We start from the raw sequence: 20,342 nt of genomic DNA on the forward strand, positions 1-20,342 counted from the left end.
GTCACCAATTTATCTGAAAGTCATCGGCATCGGCTAATGCTGGAAATGCGACGCGGTAAGCATCAAGCTCAGTCTTATTGAAACTGACTATTTTTTCAGTTTCAACACCTGATAACATGCTCAGCGGTTCCCCTAAATAATCAAGGGCAACAGAATCTCCCTGATAAGTAAGCCCATTCGGGTCCGAACCGATGCGGTTGACGCCAATTACATAACTCTGATTTTCAATAGCACGTGCCTTTAATAATGTATTCCACGCATGCGCACGCCGGGTTGGCCAGTTTGCTACATATATAAGAAGGTCATAAGGATCAGAAGCAAGATTCCGGCTCCAAACCGGAAAGCGAAGGTCATAGCAGACGAGCGGGCAGATTTTCCAGCCCTTATAATCGATGATCAGCCTTGATTTTCCGGGCGTATAGGTAAGATTTTCCTTACCAAAACTGAACAGGTGTTTCTTGTCATTAAATATATAGGAGCCATCGGGGTTGACGCACATTAAACGGTTGTAATATTTGCCATCTTGTTTCACGGCAAAGCTCCCAATGATCAGCGCCTTTGTTTGCGCAGCCATTTGTTTCATCCAGCGCGTGGTGGTGAAGTTCATCGGCTCGGCTGCGGCGGTGTTCATTGTAAATCCGGAATTGAACATTTCCGGAAGTACGATGATATCGGCCGGTTCCGGGAGCAAGGCTATTTTTTCTTCAAGATTAGCAAGATTAGCAGTTGTGTCTTCCCAAAACAAGTCAGTCTGGATCAACGCGACTGACAATGTTTGCTTAGGCTGTCCTGTATACATGCTGGAAGGTTAATGAGTGAATGAGGGAATGAGCGAATGAGTGAGTGAGTGAATAGGCATGACCTGTTTTATTCAGTCATTCACTCATTCACTCATTCAAAATTATTTATCTCCTTCCAGGAAAACGCATGCGGTAATCTGAGTCCACATTGCCTTTGGTAATATCGGCCAGTTTTCCTTTGATCAGTTGCTTCTTTAATGTAGGCAGGTAATCGACAAACAATTTGCCTAACAAATGGTCGTACTCATGCTGAATGATCCGGGCGGCCATGCCAGTATATTCTTCTGTGTACTCATTCCAATCCGTGTCGCGGTAACGGATTTTCACGCGCTCGGGACGATACACATCTCCGCGGATGCCCGGAATGCTCAGACAGCCTTCTTCAAACGCCCACTCCTTTCCATCCTCTTCCAGGATTTCGGGATTGATAAATGTTTTCTTGAAATCAACCAGTGAAAGATCCGGCTCGTCGTCATCGTCGTCATCTTTTTCACTGAACGGTGTTGCGTCCACCACGAAAACACGGATATTCATGCCAATCTGCGGCGCTGCCAGTCCTACTCCATTGGCACCGTGCATGGTCTCAAACATATCTTCTGAAAGTTTTTTCAGATCAAGCTGGTCTTTTTCAATGAATTGGGTTGGTTTTCTCAGGATCGGATCTCCGTATGCTACGATGGGATAAATCATTGTAATGCGACTTTATTCGTTTTAATATAATGTAACCTAAACATGCCCACTCATCTTTTGCTCTCCATATAAGACTGGAGAATGATCGTGGCGCTTATCTTATCAATGTTGCCTTTCTCACGCCGCTCGCTCTTTTTGGAGCCGGACGCGATCATGGATTGCAAAGCCATCGACGAGGTGAATCTTTCGTCGTGTGTGTGCACCGGGATTTCCGGAAATGTTTTTTTCAGGATTTTAACAAATGCAATTACTCTTGCTGCATTCTCGCTTTCTGTGTTATCAAGTCTCTTGGGCATTCCTACTATAAATGCTTCGATCGGCTCAGTGGCTGCGTATTTTTTCAAGAATTCCAACAGGTCATGCGTTCTGACCGTATCGAGGGCAGTTGCAATGATCTGCAAGGGATCTGTAACAGCAATACCGGTGCGTTTAGCACCATAATCAATCGCCAGAAGACGTGGCATTTATCTTAAAGAATGTTAATTGCTTGCAAAGATAAGACCTTTCAATTAGCTTTTCCTGATAGTGCCGGCTCATTATAGATTTTGATACGCGCATCACAGAATCCGATTATCTTTGTTTCATGATTGAAAAGCGCTGGATACACAACCCTGAATTTACCTCTGAACAAACACACATTGTCCTGGAACTGGCCGAATCGTTAAAAGTAAGCCCGTCGCTGGCTACGCTTTTGGTGCAACGCGGAATCCTTGATTTTGAACAATCCCGTAACTTTTTCCGGCCCGATCTTTCGCATTTGCATGATCCATTCTTGATGAAGGACATGTATGAGGCTGTGACAAGACTCAATGATGCGATCAGAAATGGTGAAAAAATATTGGTTTACGGAGACTATGATGTGGACGGCACCACTTCCGTCGCATTGTTCTACGGTTTTCTGAAAAAAATCTACCCAAATCTCGATTATTACATTCCCGACCGATACGAAGAAGGCTATGGCGTTTCGTGGCAAAGCATTGACTGGGCGCATGAAAACGGCTTTTCGCTCATTGTAACACTGGATTGCGGAGTAAAATCAGTTGATAAGGTTACTGCCGCGAAAGAACGAGGCATTGATTTCATCATCTGCGATCACCACCGCCCAGGTTCGGAGCTGCCGCCTGCTATTGCTGTCCTCGACCCGAAAAGAGAAGATTGCGAATATCCATATAAAGAACTGACTGGCTGCGGCGTTGGATTCAAGTTGCTGCAAGCATTTTGTTTAGACAATGAAATTGATCCGGCGGGTTTGTTCGACCATCTGGATCTGCTGGTGATCAGCATCGCCTCGGACATTGTGCCGATTACGGGTGAAAACCGCATTTTGTCCTATTATGGTTTGCAAAGATTAAATGCTGCGCCAAGATGCGGCGTAAAAGCATTGATCCAGATCGCAGGACTGAATGGCGTGCTGGACATTACTAATGTTGTTTTCGGACTTGGGCCAAGGATCAATGCGGCGGGGCGGATTAAGCATGCAAAAGAGGCTGTAAGACTTTTGCTTTGCGAAGAAGATGACGTGGCCGCGGATTTTGCACAGGAAATAAATAAACACAACAGCGAGCGAAGAACCTTCGATACGAGCATTACGGAACAGGCGCTTTTCATGATTGAAAACGACGACTGGTTCACAACTGCAAAAAGTACCGTATTATATAAGGAAGACTGGCACAAAGGCGTGATCGGAATTGTAGCGAGCCGGTGCATCGAAAAATACCATCGCCCTACCATTATATTAACGCAGTCGCATGGAAAAGCAGCTGGTTCCGCACGGTCGGTTCCGGGTTTTGATGTCTATGAAGCGATCGAGGAATGTGCGGATCTTTTGGAACAATATGGAGGGCACACTTTTGCAGCAGGATTAACCTTGCCGTTGCAAAATGTGGAAGCATTCAAAACGCGTTTCAATGACATTGTAAGCAGCCGCATTTTACCGGATCAGCTGATTCCGATGATCAACATTGATATGCTGCTGGAATTGGAAGTGATTACACCGAAATTTTATAACATTCTTCGTCAGATGGGTCCTTTTGGTCCAGGAAACATGACGCCAATCTTCGAATCGCGCAATGTTTCACTGGCTGGCAGGCCCACGATCATGAAGGAAAAGCATCTCAAATTTGATGTCAAGCAAAATAATTCGGGGATTTTTACAGCGATCGGGTTTGGTATGGCGCACTTTTATCCAGATCTGGTCAACGGAAAGCCGTTTTCGATCGCCTACTGCCTGGAAGAAAATAACTTTCGCGATAAAAAAACGTTACAACTGTCTTTGAAAGACATTAAACTGCTGTGAGCGGATTTTCCACTCAGCAATTGAAATAGAGATAAAACAATGATATTAAGAACCGAAAACCTTGTAAAAAAATACGGGGTTCGTCTTGTCAACAACAATGTAAGCTATCAGGTTGAGCAGGGCGAAATTGTGGGTTTGCTTGGGCCAAATGGTGCGGGTAAAACAACCTCTTTTTACATGGCCGTAGGATTGGTCAAACCAAACAGCGGAAAAGTTTATCTGGATGATAAGGACATTACCAGCCTTCCCATGTACAAACGTGCGCGCCTGGGCCTGGGTTATCTGGCGCAGGAAGCGTCGGTTTTCAGATCTTTGACCGTAGAAGAAAACATTCGCGCAGTGCTGGAAATGACGGACCTATCCCGCCATGACCAGAAACAAAAAGTGGAAGAATTGCTCGAAGAATTTCACCTGACCCACGTGCGGAAAAGCAAGGGAATGGTGCTTTCGGGAGGAGAACGCCGCCGGACTGAAATTGCAAGGTCACTAGCGGTGGACCCAAAATTTATCCTGCTCGACGAACCATTTGCCGGCGTTGACCCGATCGCAGTTGAAGACATTCAGAGCATTGTCGCCAAGTTGAAACATAAAAACATCGGCATTCTCATTACCGACCACAACGTAAATGAAACGCTTTCCATCACGGATCGTGCTTATCTGCTATTTGAAGGAAAGATATTAAAGCAGGGAAGCGCGGAGGAACTGGCGGAGGATGAAGTCGTAAGACGCGTTTATCTGGGCCAGAATTTCGAGTTGAAGCGCAAAGTTTAGCATTCTTCGCACATAGAAAAGGGAACGCTTCGCGGCATTCCCTCTCTTACAATTATTCACCATGAACTGTTTGGGCTCTTTTCAGATCCCGCAGTTATTATTTTTTAGGGCACTTTTTACAGTGTTTACCTTTCTTTTTATATTTCTCACAGCACTTTTTAAATACACATTCGGTATTCTCGCTGAATGATTTCATCCAGGTCACCTCTCCAACCGCACAGTCCGCAGGATCATTCAATGTAAAAGCGCTCATTGTTTCCGATTAATGTGTGACAAATGTAATCGCTATTTAGAATCATTCAAACAAAAACGAAAAATTATTTTGAATAAATCTAAATTATAGCTTTTCAGAATGGCTTACTGGATCTTTTCCCAAATCTCATGAATGGGTTTCCCATCGCTGCTTTTACCACTATGGTCCCAGCGGCCGTTTTCCAGTTTATGATCAAATGTCAGTGACGAGCCCACCCGGTTGTTATTTTTGGAGAAAAATTGAATTTTCTCTGTATACTTTCCATCTTTCACAGTGTAAGTGCCCCCGCCCGTTGCATAGAAGCCTTTCACAGCCGGATCAATCGCAAACCATTGAAAACGGGTTGCAGACAATAACTTCAATGTTTTCCGGGTGCCCTCCTGATGAATTTTAACCAGTTCACCTTGCTCGCCGGCCTTCTCAGTAATGTGCCATGCACCGGCCATAGGTGACGAAGTTGCGTCATCCACACGCATCCATACCATTGCCTCCTCGTATTTCAGTGTCAGAATATCATCTTTTACAGTCACAGTAAAAACAATCGGTATGCCAATTTTCAATGAATCCGCAGAGTTGAATTCAGGTGTATAGGTCATTTGGTCACCATTCATTGTGAACGGCCCGCCTTCTGCCCGTTCGAAATATTTATTACCAATGCTATAGGAAGCAATGACGAGGTAATTATCAGCAACAATGAGGGTCGATGCGCTGCCTGTTGGTTCCTGAGACTTCCAGGCGCCCTTCGGAATCTGCGCCAGGCGTTCCTGCGACAGGCGTTCCTGCGGCACGCGTTCCTGCGGCAGGCGTCCCTGAGCAAATCCAAGTAGCGAGGCAAAAACAAGTGTGGCTGTCAGTAAATGTTTCATTGGATGTTCGATTTTTGATTTTGCAATATACGTTATCAAAATTATGCCACCATTTTCCTGCCTTGCTGCGCTATTTCAAAACTTCGCGCAAAACTTCGAGCGACTTGATCTCGCCTAATGACTCCATATGTATTTTGTAAAAAAAGACGAGCTTTTCTAAAATCAAGATCCTGCGCTTTCGGTCCAAAGGCATATTTAAACCATAATTTCCTATCAGCAGCTGCATTGTGGCACTTTTTTCGACAGGATCGGGCATATGGGGGAAATGGTTGTTTTTCAATTCGCTTTCCAGATCTTCTACAGTCTCTATTCCAAATCCGAGAAAAGAAGCGAGCTGGACCAGAAAATGAATGTGAAAATTCTCAAAAGAGCCTTCGGCTTCGTCCAGATATACTACGGATTCCTCTATGAACTGAAAAAGCAAAGGGTTACTTTCTTCTTCTTTTAAAGTTTTGCCTAACATTTCAGTAACAAAAAGCGCCAGACTTGATTTAACAACATCATAAGGCAAACTTTGAAACGGCTGGTAACATTTCATTTCGGAGATCCGGTGCATGGTATCTTCCTTATTTTTATGATAAACCACCATATCGAGCAAGGTCAGCGGCTGAAATAAAGCAATCCGATTTGTTCGCGACTTGCTGCTCCTGACTCCGTTCACTATATATGTCTGAATCCCAAAGGCTTCCGTGTAAATTTTTGCGATGATCGAAGATTCGCGGTAACGGATATAACTCAGAGCGACTCCTCGCGTTTTATGTAACATATATATTAGCTGGCCTTTTGGTCAAAAATAGTTATCTTTCCATTAAAGAATTGCACACAGAAAACGGCTTGTAAAATTCGGAGAAATTTGAAGTTTTTTAAGCCAAAGGATTTGTACCTTTGCGACGCAAAACGAACTATTTTAGATTATTAATTCGTTAAGTTATTATTCAGGGAATACGATTTGCATACTGCAAATAAAAATATTTCTAACGCATAACTCTTCATATGAGCGACGCCATTAAGCATGAGTGCGGCATAGCACTTATCCGTCTTAGAAAGCCTTATCAATACTACATCGACAAGTACGAGACACCGCTATACGCAGTCCACAAGCTTTCGGTAATGATGGAAAAACAGGTAAACCGGGGACAGGATGGAGCCGGAGTAGCCAATATCAAGATAGATGTCCCGCCAGGGAAACGATACATCAGCAGATACAGATCCGTAGAACCTCAACCACTTACGGACATTTTTTCCAAAATCCATAAGAAATTTCGCAAGGGTTTAAAGAACCATAGAGAGCATACCAATGATGCAAAATGGTTGCAGGAAAACCTGGCTTTTACGGGCGAGGTTTGGCTAGGCCATTTGCGTTACGGGACACATGGTTCGAATGAGGTGGAAAACTGCCATCCGATGCTGCGCCAGAGTAACTGGAGAAGCCGTAACTTGGTGATGGCCGGAAATTTCAACATGACCAATGTGGATGAGCTTTTTGGAAAGCTTGTATCATTGGGACAGCATCCGAAAGAAAAAGTGGATACTGTAACCGTGATGGAGAAAATAGGACATTTCCTGGATGAAGAAAACCAGAGAGTGTTTGAACGCTTCAAAGGAATTTACGAAAATCCGACACTTTCCAATGTCATAGAAGAAAATATCGACCTGCCACGTCTGCTTTACAGATCGTGCAGGGACTTTGACGGTGGATATGCCATGTGCGGATTGACAGGTTATGGCGCATCATTTGTGATCCGCGACCCTGCCGGAATTCGACCAGCATTCTATTATGCTGATGATGAAGTGGTGGTGGTTGCTTCTGAAAAACAGGCGATTAAAGCCGCTTTCAATGTTGATTACAATCAAATTCAGGAAATCACGCCAGGTTCAGCGTTGATCGTTGATAAAAATGGTGAGTATAATGAGTTCCCGATCTTGCCTCAGCTTGAAAAACGCTCATGCAGCTTTGAAAGGATTTACTTCTCCCGCGGAACCGATCCGGATATTTACAATGAGCGCAAGCAGCTAGGCAAGCTTTTAATTCCGCAAATTCTCAAAGAGGTCAATTATGATCTCGAAAATACAATCTTCTCTTACATTCCAAATACTGCGGAAACGGCGTTTTTGGGTATGATTGAAGGTTTGGAAGAATATCTTGCTAAAAAACGCAAGCAAGCCATTATGGAAGGCATTCTCTTTGAAGCCGACCTTGAAAAAGTGCTTTCGTTCAGGCCGAGAATAGAAAAACTGGTTACCAAAGACGTGAAGTCGCGGACATTTATTACAGCCGATGCTTTGCGTGACGATATGGTTTCCAGCGTTTACGACACAACTTTTGAAGTGGTGCGGAAGAATGTGGATACGGTTGTTATTATTGACGACTCCATTGTTCGCGGAACCACGCTTGAAAAAAGCATTTTAACCATGCTCGACCGGTTAAGCCCTAAGAAAATCGTAGTGGCATCCTCCGCTCCGCAGATCCGTTTCCCGGATTGCTATGGAATTGATATGTCAAAAATGAAGGATTTCGTCGCTTTCCGTGCGGTGCTTAAATTGCTGGAAGAACGCGATCTGGAATATTTGCTGGAAGACACTTATATGCATAGTGTGACATCCATTGCGACCAAAAATCCATATCATACCAATTACGTGAAAGCATTGTATGAGCCCTTTACGGATCAGGAAATTTCAGATAAAATTGCTGAGATCATTCGTCCGAAAGATTTGAATGCAGAGCTTTCCGTTGTATTCCAGACCGTCGACAACTTGCACAAAGCTTGTCCGCAGCATTTGGGAGACTGGTATTTCACAGGAAATTATCCAACATTAGGAGGAAATAAAGTGGTTAACAGGGCATTCGCCAATTCCCACGAAGGAAAATTGGAAAGAGCTTACTAAGTGAGAATATAAATATCAAAAGAGCCGTTGCACATTTGCGACGGCTCTTTTTTTGTAATTCAGCTATTTTTCCGGAAATTGGCACGTCCGGCGGTCATTGATTCGCCATTTATTTAAACCTAAATCCTAATGATCCAATTTACCAAAATGACATTATCAAAAGCCTGCTCCCTATTCTTCGCATTTTGCATGCTTGCGACTTTCGCAAAGGCGCAAACAACCGCCACAGGAACGCTTAATGACCTTAGTTTTCTTGAAGGTCACTGGAAAGGCACTTACAACGGCGGCCCCATCGAAGCCGGTTGGACAGCTCCGGAGGGAAGCAACATTATGGGTTACATTCGCATGATTAAGGATGATAAGCCATCTTTATATGAAGTGTTTGCATTTGAGCAAGGTGACAAAGGGCCAATCGCCAGGGTAAAACATTTCAAGCCCGGCCTGATTGCATTGGAAGAAAAAAATGTTTCCGACACTTATAACTTCATTGAAGCCAAGAAAAACCAGGCATTATTCGAAAAAGATGACGTTTCTGTGCGAATTATTTACGAAAGGCGTTCACAAAATCAGCTGGTTATTCAGCGCGGCAAAATGGAGGATAACAAATGGGTTTTCATGGATCTGTTTGTATTCACCCGCGTTCCTTGACCCCGCATTCCAAAAACATTTAAAAGCGATTCAGTAATGGGTCGCTTTTTTAGTTTTTCAAAATCAGGTAAACCCCTGCAACGAGCAAAATCGCCCCTGCTATGCGAGGAAGCGTGATTTGGTGCACTGCAAAACCTTGTAAACCGTAATGATCAATCGTGATCGCGGCAATCATTTGGCCGGCTACAACCAAGCAAATCATATTGGCGGGACCAATATTTCTTACAATAAAAACAACGGTAAGCACATAAAAAGCGCCCAAAACCCCGCCCATAAAGCGTGTCCAGGATATTTGCTTTAAGTCGGAAATACTTGGAACCGGATTCTGATTAAAACAGGCGAAAGCAATCAGAAGGATTACGAAACCGACAAAAAATGAAGTCAGCGCTGCTAAAATAGGGTTATTAAATGATTCGCGCAGCTGCACATTCACCCCGGATTGAACTGCGTTGCTAATGCCAATTAAGAAAGCCAGAAATAGAAAGATCCAATGCATGAAACAGGTTTTTCAATAAAAGCTTACTTCTTCAGTTCGTCTACTTCGTCAGGATCAACGGTCTGGTAATAACCGTAAACGCGCAAAATGATGGCAAGCGCAATAGTGACCTCAGCCGCCGCGACCACGATCACAAAAAGTGCAAAAAGTTGGCCGCTCAGCCTCTCTGGATCATACCGACTGAATGCTACAAGATTAATATTGACCGCATTCAACATCAATTCTATCCCAAGCAAAATCCCAATAAAATGGCGCTTGGTTATGGCAATAGCCAACCCTATGCAGAATAATGCGGCTGCAACAATCAGATAATGTTGTAATGGGATCAATGTCATGGTGCAGGATTGCGGTTCATAGCGAGATAGGCCGCGCCAACCAGGGCAACCAGCAATAAAATGGCGGCAATTTCAAATGGCAGCAAATGGCTCGTCATCAACTCTACGCCAATCGTTTTAATGGTTGACTTGCTGCTGATCGTATCGCCCGTCATTTTGAAATTAGCCGTTGCAACGATCTTAATGAGGAGTACAAAAAAACCTGCACCCAATAAAGAACCCCAAATTCCGCGGCTCAGCAATATTTCAACACGGTTATGGTGCTGCGGATCGTCATTTTTCTTTTTCTGAGTAAGCATTATCCCGAAGATCAGTAAAACCAGGATTCCACCAACGTAGATCATAATTTGGGTCACACCCAGGAAGTCCGCACCCGCCAAAACGTATAACGCCGCGACTCCTAAAAAAGCCAAAAACAACGCAAATGCACCATAAATCAGGTTTTTGGAAAACAGGATAAAAAGCGCAGCAATGATCGCGAGAAGGGAAAATCCGTAAAATGCCGCAACTTCCATTATAATGCTCAATTTAAATTCAGAAAAACGCCAAATCAATGTTAATCCTTCGACTTGGGTTTCATCGTTGGCCGAAATGCAGGCTTGGGTTTCGCCTCCGGTTCAGGGATTATCTCAGCTTTTGGCTCTTCAATATCTATTTTTTCAGCCCCAGCAGCTGTTTCAGGCTCCGCAGCTGCTTTGGGTTCCTCCACTATTTTTTCTTCGGCACTAACTGCTGGCTTCATTTTTGGCTTAAAAATCGGCCTCGCCGGAGCTGGTTTCGCAGATTCCTCGGCTACTTTTTCTGCCGGAGACGGGATTTCAGCCTTATCTTCCGAAACAACTTTCGGCTTCATGGAAGGTTTGAACGGCAGTTTCGGTGCAGGCTTGGGAGTTTCCTCTGTCTTGGCTTCGGAAACTTCTTCCGCTTTCACTTCTGGCAGCTCTTCTTTGGCAACAACGGGAGCAGCAGGTTTTTTCGGCAGGAACACTGGGCGCGCCGGTTTGGAAACAGGAACTTCCTCCTTAGCCTCCGCTTCTGTTTCCTGCACTTTCGGCTTCATTCCCGGCTTAAATACAGGTCGCGCAGGACTTGCGGATGGCTGTTCAGCGGTCACTGTCGGCTTAGGTGCGGCTTTTAATGCCTCTTTTTCTTTCTGGAATTGTTCGAGCAACCGGCGCTTTTCGTCCGCTTCTTCGGGCGTGAGATTGGCATAATTGTAAACCATATCCCGAACATCCAACTCACTGTAATCGAACGTTTTAGTCATCGTCAGACATTCGGTCGGACACACTGTTGTGCAAAGTCCGCAGTAACAGCACTTCGCCATATCAATGTCGAACTTGGCAGCATATAAGCGAATCGATGACCCGTCAGATGCTTTTCCAACCTCTTCAATTGCCCTGATCGGCTCAATCTCAATGCAGTCAACCGGGCAAACCTTCACACATTTATCACAGACAATGCAATCATCCATTTCATTGTGCAGGCGATAACGACCATTATCAGGAATCGGGATAGTTTCCTGCGGATACTGGATCGTAACCATTCCCTCCTGTCCGCCAAAAAAATCGTCAGAACGGATATCCACCATTGTGCGGCGCTTCCGCGCATTCCACAAATGCCGCAATGTCAGCCGCATGCCGGTCACCGTCGTGTTAATCCCCTCCGATATGTTTTTAAAATACGTTGACAAACCGATCTATCTGTTAAGCTCTAATTATAGCCTATGGCAAATATAGACTAAACTGATTTTTAAAACGTATTTTTTAGCCAAAACATCCCTATTCCAACAGCTTTCCAATGTTTTTTAAATATTCTCTCGCCAGCAATTCTCTGTCAAAATGCTTTCTTGCGTATGCATGCCCATTGCTCCCGTGAAGTGATGCAAGTCCTGGATCAGCAATATATTTTAGGATTTTTTCAGCCAAATCCTTCGGGTTTTCTGGCTCGACAAACATTCCTGCTTCTGCCATCTCAATTAATTCCCGTGAAATGCCATCAATAGCAAGCAAAACGGGCTTGCCACAAGCGAAATAATCGAAGGTTTTGTTGCTGTAAACTGTTTTGAATACATCCGTTTTCTTCAAAACCGAAGCGCCTGCGTCTGCTGCAAAAATGTATTTAAAAACATCAGTCTTGGAAACCGTGTCTATAAAACTAACATTATGGAGATTACGCCTCCTTGATTCTGCCATCAAATGTTCCTTCTCAGTTCCGTCACCGACGAACAGGAAATGTGCTGCTGTGTTTTTAAGAAGGTCTGCAGTCTCAATAATTTGGATCAAATGATTTGCCAGACCATGCGCCCCGACATAAACAATAATGAAACGATTATTCAATCCAAGCTCTTTACGGAACGCAATCCGCTCAAATGTTCGACCGACCTGATTGGAAAGTACAAAATCAGCGGCGTTGGGAATAAGCCATAGCTTGTCTGCATTCACATTTTTGCCGCCGACTAAAACAGCTTTAAAAGCAGGCGTAAGCACATTAATTGCCTTGGCTCTCTTATATAAAACCCTTTCCAGCCAAAACGCAGCGCGTATGAAGGTTTTGCTTTTTAAAACACCCGTTTCAACGGCAGATTCCGGCCACAAATCCCTGATTTCCAAAACGAAATCAATGCGCTTCATCCACGAAATTATTAACCCCGCAACGCCGACAAACAATGGCGGGGATGTGCAAAGAACCATATCATACTTGTCTTTGGCATAAAATGCTCCACCCCAAATAGCAGAAAAAACAAAGGAAAACTGTGCAAATAGCCGGCTTGTAAAATCAGGACCAGAAGGTCTGGATACATAACATCGGACTACTTTCACGTTATCCCGGTTCGTGTGCTTTATAAAGAATTTACCTTCATAACGGTCAGTTTCCAAGTGCATATAATGTCCCATTCCAGCTAAAACCGTTACTTTATGGCCTTCATTGATCCATATCCGGCTTATCTCGTTCCACCGCGAGCCGCCGCCATCATCGTCTTCCAGGAAATATTGATGAATTAAAAAAATGTGCATTTGTTTCATCAGTCCACTTTTTCAATAACCGTCCTTATATAATTGCCGAATGATGAGAAAACGAGACGCCGCGCAGCTACTTTCTTTCCATAAGTGTCAGAATACCAGCCTGTTGTTTTATTAAATTTAATTTCTTGACTATCCTTATCGGTAGCGGTCATTTGGTAATGTTCAAAAAACTGGGGATGCGGGTGCCAGATCTGGTGCATAGGAAGGTTATCTGGCAAATTTTCAATGTGATCTTCAATAGTCCAATGCAGCTTTCCCTTCGTTTTAGTGATTCGCCTGTGATGCGTTATTCCCCTGCCCAGTTGATTAAACCCTTCAAACTCCGCATCTATTTCAAATGAATTAGCATGCTCATACACAGAACATTTAGCCTTTTTTATCCAGTTAAACCAAATAAACCGCGGGCCTTTCTTCATTTGATCAAATTCCCCGAGCATCACCGAATTGTGCGAAGCCGTCCCTGCAAAATAGCGCGTCCATTTTTCGTCCGTATTATAGGAATAAGAACCAGCGTCGCGCATCAGGTTCATACCATTCACCCAAATGTCCAAATGCAGATTATCCGCCTGAAATGGCCTGTCTTTATATGCGCCACACCGCACGAAAGTGAGCGTTTTGTCATCGCGAATGGTATAATAACCGCCATTTTCAAAACCCGCCAAAACTTTCGGCTTAAAGGTTTCCTGCACATTTTGAACTGATTTTTGCAACGATAACCATAACGCCTCTTCATTCCAGGGACCAATCCCAAAATCTAAATTGATTTGCAAAGCTTTACTAAGCGCTTCCAACTGCGGGCGAAAATCGTGGTAAGGACATTCTGACAGCGGAAAAAACAGCGCGCCATCATTATTACCATAATTGGGAAGAAAGCCCGTAACGTCATCCTGGCAACTGCGCAAAAAGTAGAGCGACTTCCTTGCCCGGTCATAAACGACGTCGGCCCATTTGTCTGCATTCAGTTCAGCGACTGTGATTGCCAAAGTCAGCAATTGCACAGCAATCCGATGGTAATTCATCGAAAATTGCAGAAATGTTCCGTCTTCGTAAATCTGATAAGCGATCTCCTGCTCGAACCACCGTTTTGCTTTGCTTTTCCACAGCCGACTTTCCGGAAAATGCGGAAAATATGTCCCTACGATGTATAATGTTAACGTTTCAGTAAGCGCGTGGTTATTTCGAACAGCAGTCCGGGAGAAATGAATGTTTGCTGCAACGCGCCGCATTTGATCGTAAATGCTTTGAATGATTTTTGTGAAAATTGCTGGTGAAAGCGATTCTGAATGTTTGTAATAATGTAAAGCAAAGAGCCAGTTAATGACGCGCAGTGAAATCTCCTGTCCGCACCGCCAGTTTGGGCCGCGGTTTACAGGATTTTGGTCGATCCAGTCATTGATCAATGCAAAAACAAGTTCGGACTGGTCCTTTTCAAAGTGAAAGTCGAACCGAAAAAGAGCGGATAGGAAGCAGAAACGTGATTTCTCCCAGACATATTTAATGTCACCATCATTCCTCGAAAGTGTTGGAATTTTGCTCCAATGTATGTTCTTGTCATAAGTGAATCCATTTTCCGGATTCGTATGCCAATCAGGAACTGTTTTCCATTGGTCATTAAAATATAAAAACCGGTTTTCCCGGATATGCTCCGCCCTTTCCTGCAAACCCGGTAATTCCGCATTGCGCAGTAAACCTGATTTGGCCGGGTCAAATGGAAACGGAATGTGTTTATCCAGCCAGGCTTCCTTCGAAACATGCTGAAAACGTTTGTTACCGACCGAAAAACGAAGCCTTAGCAGCCCAATTCTGCCCTGAATTTCGTACCAAAGGCGAAAACACAGATATCGAACGCCCATATTGCTCAGAAATCGAATCATATATGGACCCAATTTCCGCGTTTCAAACTTTCCAATGCGGCCAACGTCGCTTCTGTTGTGTTCACGATTTCCTCAAAAGGAATCGGTGGCAGCCCGCCATTTTTTACAAAATCCAGCAATGATCCAAATGCTTCCTCATGCCCTTTATTGCGGTTGGTTTTGAATACGGAAAAGTGTTTAAAACCGTAACCTCGCAAGGTTTTGAAGTCATCGAGAATTAATGTCCGTCCTGAGGCGTGGACTTCAATGCGTTCCTTCGGATAATCGATATGACCATTAGAGAAATAACTGACAACCCCCGTTGAGCCATTCTCGCATTTCAGCAAAATAGAAGCATTATCAGTCGTTTCAGCTGGATTTTGTGTCAAGGCATTCATACAAACTGAAATGATCTTGCTTCCTGCCAAAAACGAAATCAAATCAACAAAATGGCACGCTTCGCCCAGGATCCTTCCGCCTCCTACTTTTCGGTCATGAATCCACGCATGTTGTGGCACAAATCCTGCATTTACATTCATGATAATGTTCATTACAGAATCTCCCAACAGGCTTTTCATTTTCTGGATATGGGGAGAAAAGCGCCGGTTGAAGCCCACAGTCAACGAAGCATTAGCAGGATTTTCATCTTGAAAGACATTACAAAACGCATTCAATTCATTCTGCTGAATGGCCAAAGGCTTTTCAACAAAAACATGTTTTTCAGCCCTGATAGCGTCGCGAGCCATTTGCGCATGCAGGTTATGTCGCGTCGTAATGATTACCAGATCAACTTCCGGATCATTTATAACATCCTGATAGTCAGTCCCGCAATAGGCAATACTATATTTACGGGCAAGGTTGGCTGCCGATAGTCCGTTAGCACTGACAATGTGCTTAATAGACGCGTATTTTAATAGCGGAAGCAATGTTATAGCAGTATAATGCCCGGCTCCCACAATGCCAATTACTCCTTTTGTTCCCGAAAAATATTTTTTAGCTACGCGAATTGACCTTTTTGTTGAACATGTTTCAGGGTAATCCAGGATGACCGCAATGTTTCTATGATCGTTCTGTTTCAAATAAGCACTTTTGAAATCTGCTAACGGAATGCTCTCACCAATTAAATAAGAAGGGTCGAACGAGCCATTTGACATAAGTTGAAGTACTGACTGGAAATTGCGGTTTTCAGTCCAGCGAACGTAAGCGTATGGATAATCTATTCCATTATGCTCATATGCAACATCGTAACGCCCAGGGCCATAGGAGCAAGAAACCTGAAATGTCAGCTCCTTTTCATAGAAATCGGACCGCGTTAATCGAAGATCCGCCGTCCCTATTAACACAATTTTACCCCGTTTTCGTGAAATCTTTGCCGCCAGGGATATTATTTCGTCAGATTGAGAAGTGGTTGCAATGATCACGGCATCTGCGCCAAAGCTGTTGGTCACCTTAGCAATGTGCTGTTCAGGATCAAGAAAATCAGGGTTAATAGCCGTCAATCCTCTCGAAATAGCCACTTTAAGCCTATACTCATTTGTCTCGATGCCGATCACATTGCATCCGCTGATTTTGAGCATTTCGGCGGTCAGCAGTCCAATGAGCCCCAGACCGATCACAACAACCGTTTCGCCCAGCGACGGCGAGACCAACCGGATCGCATTCAAGCCAATGGAACCTATTACAGCAAAGACAGCTGTGTGATCAGGAACTTCTGAAGGGATTTTAGCGATGAGATTTCTGGGAACGCAAACCATTTCCGCATGTGGACCGTTGCTCACAACCCGATCGCCGATTTGAATATCCAGAACGCCTTCACCTATTTCCAAAACGTGACCAACATTGCAGTAACCTAATGGAACAGGCTGATCAAGCCTGTTTGAAATGTTCCGAATCGTGTTGAACAGGCCCTCGGACCTGACTTTTTGATAAGCAACCCGGAATTTATCCGGCTCTAACCTTGCCTTTTGAAACGGGTTGGCCCTCGAAAAACGAATCAACGCCTGCTCGGTTCCCGGAGAAATAAGACTTTTGTGCGTTTGGATCAGCACATAACCGGGCTGAATGGTCGGAGGCGGAACTTCCTGCAACGAAGTTTCCCCCGTTCGCAGGTTTTGCGTAAGCTGCTTCATAAAATATAGTGTGTTATTGAGTGGCGGAAATTACAATGTTAAAAGCAATAACAAAATTTTAATATTTTTGATGATTACAATTCAAGTAAAAAAAGCAAATCCAGCTTAATTGAAGCATGAAAAAACTGAATATTGGAATCGTTGGTTATAAGTTCATGGGGCGTGCGCACAGCAACGCCTGGAAAAAAGCGCCGCAATTTTTTGACATGCCGGCAACGCCCGTGTTGAAGGCAGCGTGCGGAAGGCATGAAAGCGCAGTAAAAGAATTTGCCGATAAATGGGGCTGGGAAGAAACTGAAACAGACTGGAAAAAGCTCGTTGCAAGGCCCGACATCGACATTATAGATGTAGCATTGCCGCAAGATCTGCATTATCATGTGGCCCTTGCAGCTGCCAGGGAGGGAAAGCATATATTTTGTGAAAAGCCACTTTCTATGAACAGCAAGCAGGCTGAAGAAATGCTGAAAGTGTGTGAGGATAACAAGGTTAAACATTATTTGAACCACAATTACAGGAGGACACCTGCTGTTTCGTTTGCCAAAAAAATGATCGAAGACGGCAAAGTGGGTCGCATTTTTCACTGGCGCTGCGCTTATCAGCAAGACTGGATCATTGATCCTGATTTTCCATTAACCTGGCAATTGCAAAAAGAATACGCGCAGGCCGGACCTCAGTGGGATTTGAATTCGCATGCAGTTGACCTCGCGCATTATCTGGTAGGTGACATTGCAAGCGTCTCTTCCTTAACAACGAATTTTATCAAAAACAGACCCATCGTGGAAGGTGGTGAAACGACGGGAAACCTGACGGCTGGCACAGCGGGCACCGAGATGGGCGAAGTGACCGTTGAAGACGCTGCATTAATGATGGTCATGTTCAAAAATGGCGCCATAGGATCATTTGAAGCCACACGTTTTGCCGCTGGGCGTAAAAACAGGCTTTCTTTTGAGATTTACGGAAGCAAAGGCAGTCTTTGTTTTGACCTCGAAAGGATGAATGAGTTGCAATATTTTTCGCGCGAGGACGAAAGCGGCCAACAAGGTTTCCGGACCATTCTTGCAACAGAAGCGGCGCATCCATATGCAGGCAACTGGTGGCCGGCGGGGCACATTATTGGTTACGAACATTCATTCGTGCACGCTGTAGTGGATTTTGTGAACGCCATTGAAAACAATACAGACATTAAGCCTGATTTTTCCGATGGCTTAAAGATCATTCAGGTTTTGGAAGCGGGCCTCGAGTCGGCAGAATCCAAACGTCAGGTAGATTTATAGCAATATGCAAGGCCACCTTTAACAATTAAATGTATTTCAAATGAATACGTATACCCAATATCGTTCGTTAAAGGTGGCTTTAAAATTTAGCTCTATACTCTTTGTTTGCGTGCTATTTTCGCTTTCTGCTTATGCTCAGAAAGTGAAGAACCAGAAAAGCATTTTTAGCCGTGAAAACCTCATTGCGTGGTGCATCGTCCCTTTTGACGTCAAAGAGAGAGGGCCGGCAGAACGTGCCGAAATGCTGAATAAGCTAGGAATCACCATGCTTGCCTACGACTGGCGCGAGAAGCATGTTCCCACTTTTGAAGAAGAAATTGAACAGCTTAAAAAGCATAATATCAAGCTGCAAGCCTTTTGGTATTACTCGGGCGCCAATCCTGAGAATGACAGGAATTTCGCCACCATTATCGAGGTTTTGAAGAAACATCATGTTAAAACCGAAATCTGGTGCATGGTCAGCGGCATCAAAGGACTGGATGAAATGACTCAGGAAGAAAAGATCAAAACAGTGGCAAAACCGGTGGCTTACATAGCAGACAAAGCAGCTGAAATTGGTTGTAAATTAGGGCTTTACAACCACGGCGGCTGGTATGGAGAGCCAGAAAACCAACTGCAAATCATTGATTATCTGAAAAAACCAAACATCGGAATCGTCTACAATTTCCATCATGCAGAAGAGCACATTGCAACTTTCCCTCAGTTTTTCCCAAAACTGGTCCCGCATTTGCTGGCCATTAATCTTTCCGGACTTAAAAAAGGAAATCCGACAAAAGTAGTCCCGATAGGCCAGGGCGATGCGGAGCTCGACATGATTAAAATCGTCAAAAACAGCGCTTACAACGGCCCAATCGGCATTATCAACGAAGATACCGCTCCGGATGCAGAGGTGGGGTTAATGCTGAATATGGATGGTTTGAAGGGGATTTTAGAGAAGTTGGGCGATGAGGATGCGTTGAAGAGTTATAAGTAACATTTTGACCATTCAATTTTTCATCTCGGCCGCAGGGTAAATGAAGAAGCTTGACAGAGGCAATTATTTCTACCTTCATCACACTTCCTCACAAGTATTTTCATTTAACCGAGCGCCTATGTTCTATTTATACAAGCGAAAAATTTTCCTTTTTAAAATCGCCAGCCTCCTGGGCATAAAGCGCTACGCTTTCACAGCTATTTTAGCGACAACTCTACTTTCAGGCTGCTTCCTCAAACAAGACCGGACTTCTACTGTTTATGGGACTATTACAGATCAGAATGGTGAGCCGGTTGATAGCATTATGGTGCTTGCGCAGGGTATGCGCTATCTCACTTTCGAAGCATTGCAACATACTTATTCGGATTCAAACGGGCATTTTGAGATGGTAATTGAAGTTCCAAAAAAGTTCGGGACGATTGACATATCTGTGCCATTTTATCCGAAGGAAAACCCAAAATTTCAAACCAAATATAAGGGCAAGAAATCCATTAAGAATGATATAGCAACAAGTAACTGCTGCATTACCCCAGTAGGTGAAAAAACAAAATATGACTTCCAACTAATACCAAAGTAACCCGCCATGAAACAAATGCGAATAAGCTTAACTATCTCATTAAAACGCGCTCTTTATATAATTGCGCATTTTTTAGTGACCATTCAGCTTAATAGCTGCTTCCTTAAACAAGACCGGACAACGACGGTTTATGGAACTATTACGGATCAAAGCGGAGCGCCAATAGATAGCATTTTAGTGATTATGCAGGGTGCTAAATCTATGACTTACTATGAAACCTTGCATCAAGTCTATACAGATGAAGACGGGAAGTATGAGTTGCTTTTAGATTTAGCAAAAAAGTACCATTCGATAGATATTGGGATGCCGTTTTGGCTAGATGAGAATCCAAAATATGTTAAGCTTTTTAAAATTAACACTATTCACAAAGATGATAATCGAACAAATAATTGCTGCAAAGCCATTGTTGGAAAAAAAACAAAATATGATTTCCAATTGATTCGCAGGTAACCAAATCTTTAATTTAATC

At 43.8% G+C, this 20,342-nt stretch carries 20 protein-coding genes; 8 read left to right on the forward strand and 12 right to left on the reverse strand.

The annotated features are described in order from the left end of the window. Position 1: 1 nt before the first annotated feature. From B5X68_RS24210 to ruvX, 3 genes are all read right to left on the reverse strand, one after another. Positions 2-799 (reverse strand): amidohydrolase, encoded by a 798-nt coding sequence (locus B5X68_RS24210; protein ID WP_082217347.1) that lies wholly within the window; start codon positions 797-799, stop codon positions 2-4. Positions 800-905: 106 nt separating this feature from the next. Beyond that, complete coding sequence (gene def / locus B5X68_RS24215; protein WP_082217348.1) at positions 906-1,490, reverse strand: peptide deformylase; 585 nt, start codon at positions 1,488-1,490, stop codon at positions 906-908. Between the two features lie 50 nt (positions 1,491-1,540). Next, complete coding sequence (ruvX, locus tag B5X68_RS24220) at positions 1,541-1,954, reverse strand: Holliday junction resolvase RuvX (protein WP_082217349.1); 414 nt, start codon at positions 1,952-1,954, stop codon at positions 1,541-1,543. A gap of 119 nt (positions 1,955-2,073) precedes the next feature. Here ruvX and recJ point away from each other — a divergent pair, with 119 nt between their 5' ends. Continuing rightward, a complete protein-coding gene (gene recJ, locus B5X68_RS24225; protein WP_082217350.1) occupies positions 2,074-3,786 on the forward strand; it encodes a single-stranded-DNA-specific exonuclease RecJ in 1,713 nt (570 codons plus the stop codon). A gap of 39 nt (positions 3,787-3,825) precedes the next feature. Then, positions 3,826-4,557 carry an LPS export ABC transporter ATP-binding protein gene (gene lptB / locus B5X68_RS24230; RefSeq protein ID WP_082217351.1) on the forward strand — a complete coding sequence of 244 codons (732 nt, stop codon included), beginning with the start codon at positions 3,826-3,828 and terminating at the stop codon, positions 4,555-4,557. 357 nt (positions 4,558-4,914) lie between these two features. Here the strand turns inward: lptB and B5X68_RS24235 are convergent, their stop codons facing one another. Then, positions 4,915-5,676 (reverse strand): DUF4488 domain-containing protein, encoded by a 762-nt coding sequence (locus B5X68_RS24235; RefSeq protein ID WP_229208548.1) that lies wholly within the window; start codon positions 5,674-5,676, stop codon positions 4,915-4,917. 70 nt (positions 5,677-5,746) lie between these two features. Then, a complete protein-coding gene (recO, locus tag B5X68_RS24240) occupies positions 5,747-6,442 on the reverse strand; it encodes a DNA repair protein RecO (RefSeq protein ID WP_082217352.1) in 696 nt (231 codons plus the stop codon). A 227-nt stretch (positions 6,443-6,669) separates the two neighbouring features. Here recO and B5X68_RS24245 point away from each other — a divergent pair, with 227 nt between their 5' ends. Continuing rightward, positions 6,670-8,562 carry an amidophosphoribosyltransferase gene (locus tag B5X68_RS24245; protein ID WP_082217353.1) on the forward strand — a complete coding sequence of 631 codons (1,893 nt, stop codon included), beginning with the start codon at positions 6,670-6,672 and terminating at the stop codon, positions 8,560-8,562. Positions 8,563-8,691: 129 nt separating this feature from the next. After that, positions 8,692-9,210, forward strand: a complete 519-nt coding sequence (locus tag B5X68_RS24250; protein WP_082217354.1) for a DUF6265 family protein — start codon at positions 8,692-8,694, stop codon at positions 9,208-9,210. 49 nt (positions 9,211-9,259) lie between these two features. Here the strand turns inward: B5X68_RS24250 and B5X68_RS24255 are convergent, their stop codons facing one another. The 7 genes from B5X68_RS24255 to B5X68_RS24285 form a co-directional block, all read right to left on the reverse strand. Beyond that, positions 9,260-9,706: a DMT family transporter gene (locus B5X68_RS24255; RefSeq protein WP_082217355.1), complete on the reverse strand. Its 447-nt coding sequence runs from the start codon at positions 9,704-9,706 to the stop codon at positions 9,260-9,262. 23 nt (positions 9,707-9,729) lie between these two features. Further along, the gene (gene nuoK / locus B5X68_RS24260; protein ID WP_082217356.1) at positions 9,730-10,041 is read right to left on the reverse strand and encodes an NADH-quinone oxidoreductase subunit NuoK; all 312 of its coding nucleotides are present in this window, start codon (positions 10,039-10,041) and stop codon (positions 9,730-9,732) included. After that, on the reverse strand, positions 10,038-10,556 hold the full coding sequence (locus B5X68_RS24265) for an NADH-quinone oxidoreductase subunit J family protein (RefSeq protein ID WP_082217427.1): 519 nt from the start codon (positions 10,554-10,556) through the stop codon (positions 10,038-10,040). Before B5X68_RS24265 ends, nuoK begins: the two co-directional genes overlap by 4 nt. 41 nt (positions 10,557-10,597) lie before the next feature. Continuing rightward, positions 10,598-11,734, reverse strand: a complete 1,137-nt coding sequence (locus B5X68_RS24270) for a 4Fe-4S binding protein (protein WP_229208549.1) — start codon at positions 11,732-11,734, stop codon at positions 10,598-10,600. Between the two features lie 88 nt (positions 11,735-11,822). Next, positions 11,823-13,058 carry a glycosyltransferase family 4 protein gene (locus B5X68_RS24275; RefSeq protein ID WP_082217429.1) on the reverse strand — a complete coding sequence of 412 codons (1,236 nt, stop codon included), beginning with the start codon at positions 13,056-13,058 and terminating at the stop codon, positions 11,823-11,825. 8 nt (positions 13,059-13,066) lie between these two features. Beyond that, entirely contained in the window at positions 13,067-14,941 is a 1,875-nt protein-coding gene (locus tag B5X68_RS24280) for an alginate lyase family protein (protein WP_082217357.1), read from the reverse strand. Continuing rightward, on the reverse strand, positions 14,938-17,049 hold the full coding sequence (locus tag B5X68_RS24285) for a bi-domain-containing oxidoreductase (protein WP_082217358.1): 2,112 nt from the start codon (positions 17,047-17,049) through the stop codon (positions 14,938-14,940). The genes B5X68_RS24280 and B5X68_RS24285 overlap by 4 nt, the downstream gene beginning before the upstream one ends. Before the next feature lie 116 nt (positions 17,050-17,165). Here B5X68_RS24285 and B5X68_RS24290 point away from each other — a divergent pair, with 116 nt between their 5' ends. The 4 genes from B5X68_RS24290 (at position 17,166) to B5X68_RS24305 (ending at position 20,323) form a co-directional block, all read left to right on the forward strand. Next, on the forward strand, positions 17,166-18,323 hold the full coding sequence (locus B5X68_RS24290; RefSeq protein ID WP_082217359.1) for a Gfo/Idh/MocA family protein: 1,158 nt from the start codon (positions 17,166-17,168) through the stop codon (positions 18,321-18,323). A 40-nt stretch (positions 18,324-18,363) separates the two neighbouring features. Further along, the gene (locus tag B5X68_RS24295) at positions 18,364-19,296 is read left to right on the forward strand and encodes a sugar phosphate isomerase/epimerase family protein (RefSeq protein ID WP_082217360.1); all 933 of its coding nucleotides are present in this window, start codon (positions 18,364-18,366) and stop codon (positions 19,294-19,296) included. Positions 19,297-19,414: 118 nt separating this feature from the next. Further along, complete coding sequence (locus B5X68_RS24300; RefSeq protein ID WP_141110401.1) at positions 19,415-19,873, forward strand: hypothetical protein; 459 nt, start codon at positions 19,415-19,417, stop codon at positions 19,871-19,873. A gap of 6 nt (positions 19,874-19,879) precedes the next feature. Beyond that, positions 19,880-20,323 (forward strand): carboxypeptidase-like regulatory domain-containing protein, encoded by a 444-nt coding sequence (locus B5X68_RS24305; protein ID WP_141110402.1) that lies wholly within the window; start codon positions 19,880-19,882, stop codon positions 20,321-20,323. Positions 20,324-20,342 lie beyond the last annotated feature (19 nt).

This window comes from Dyadobacter psychrophilus (assembly GCF_900167945.1).
Taxonomy (GTDB): Bacteria; Bacteroidota; Bacteroidia; order Cytophagales; family Spirosomataceae; genus Dyadobacter; species Dyadobacter psychrophilus.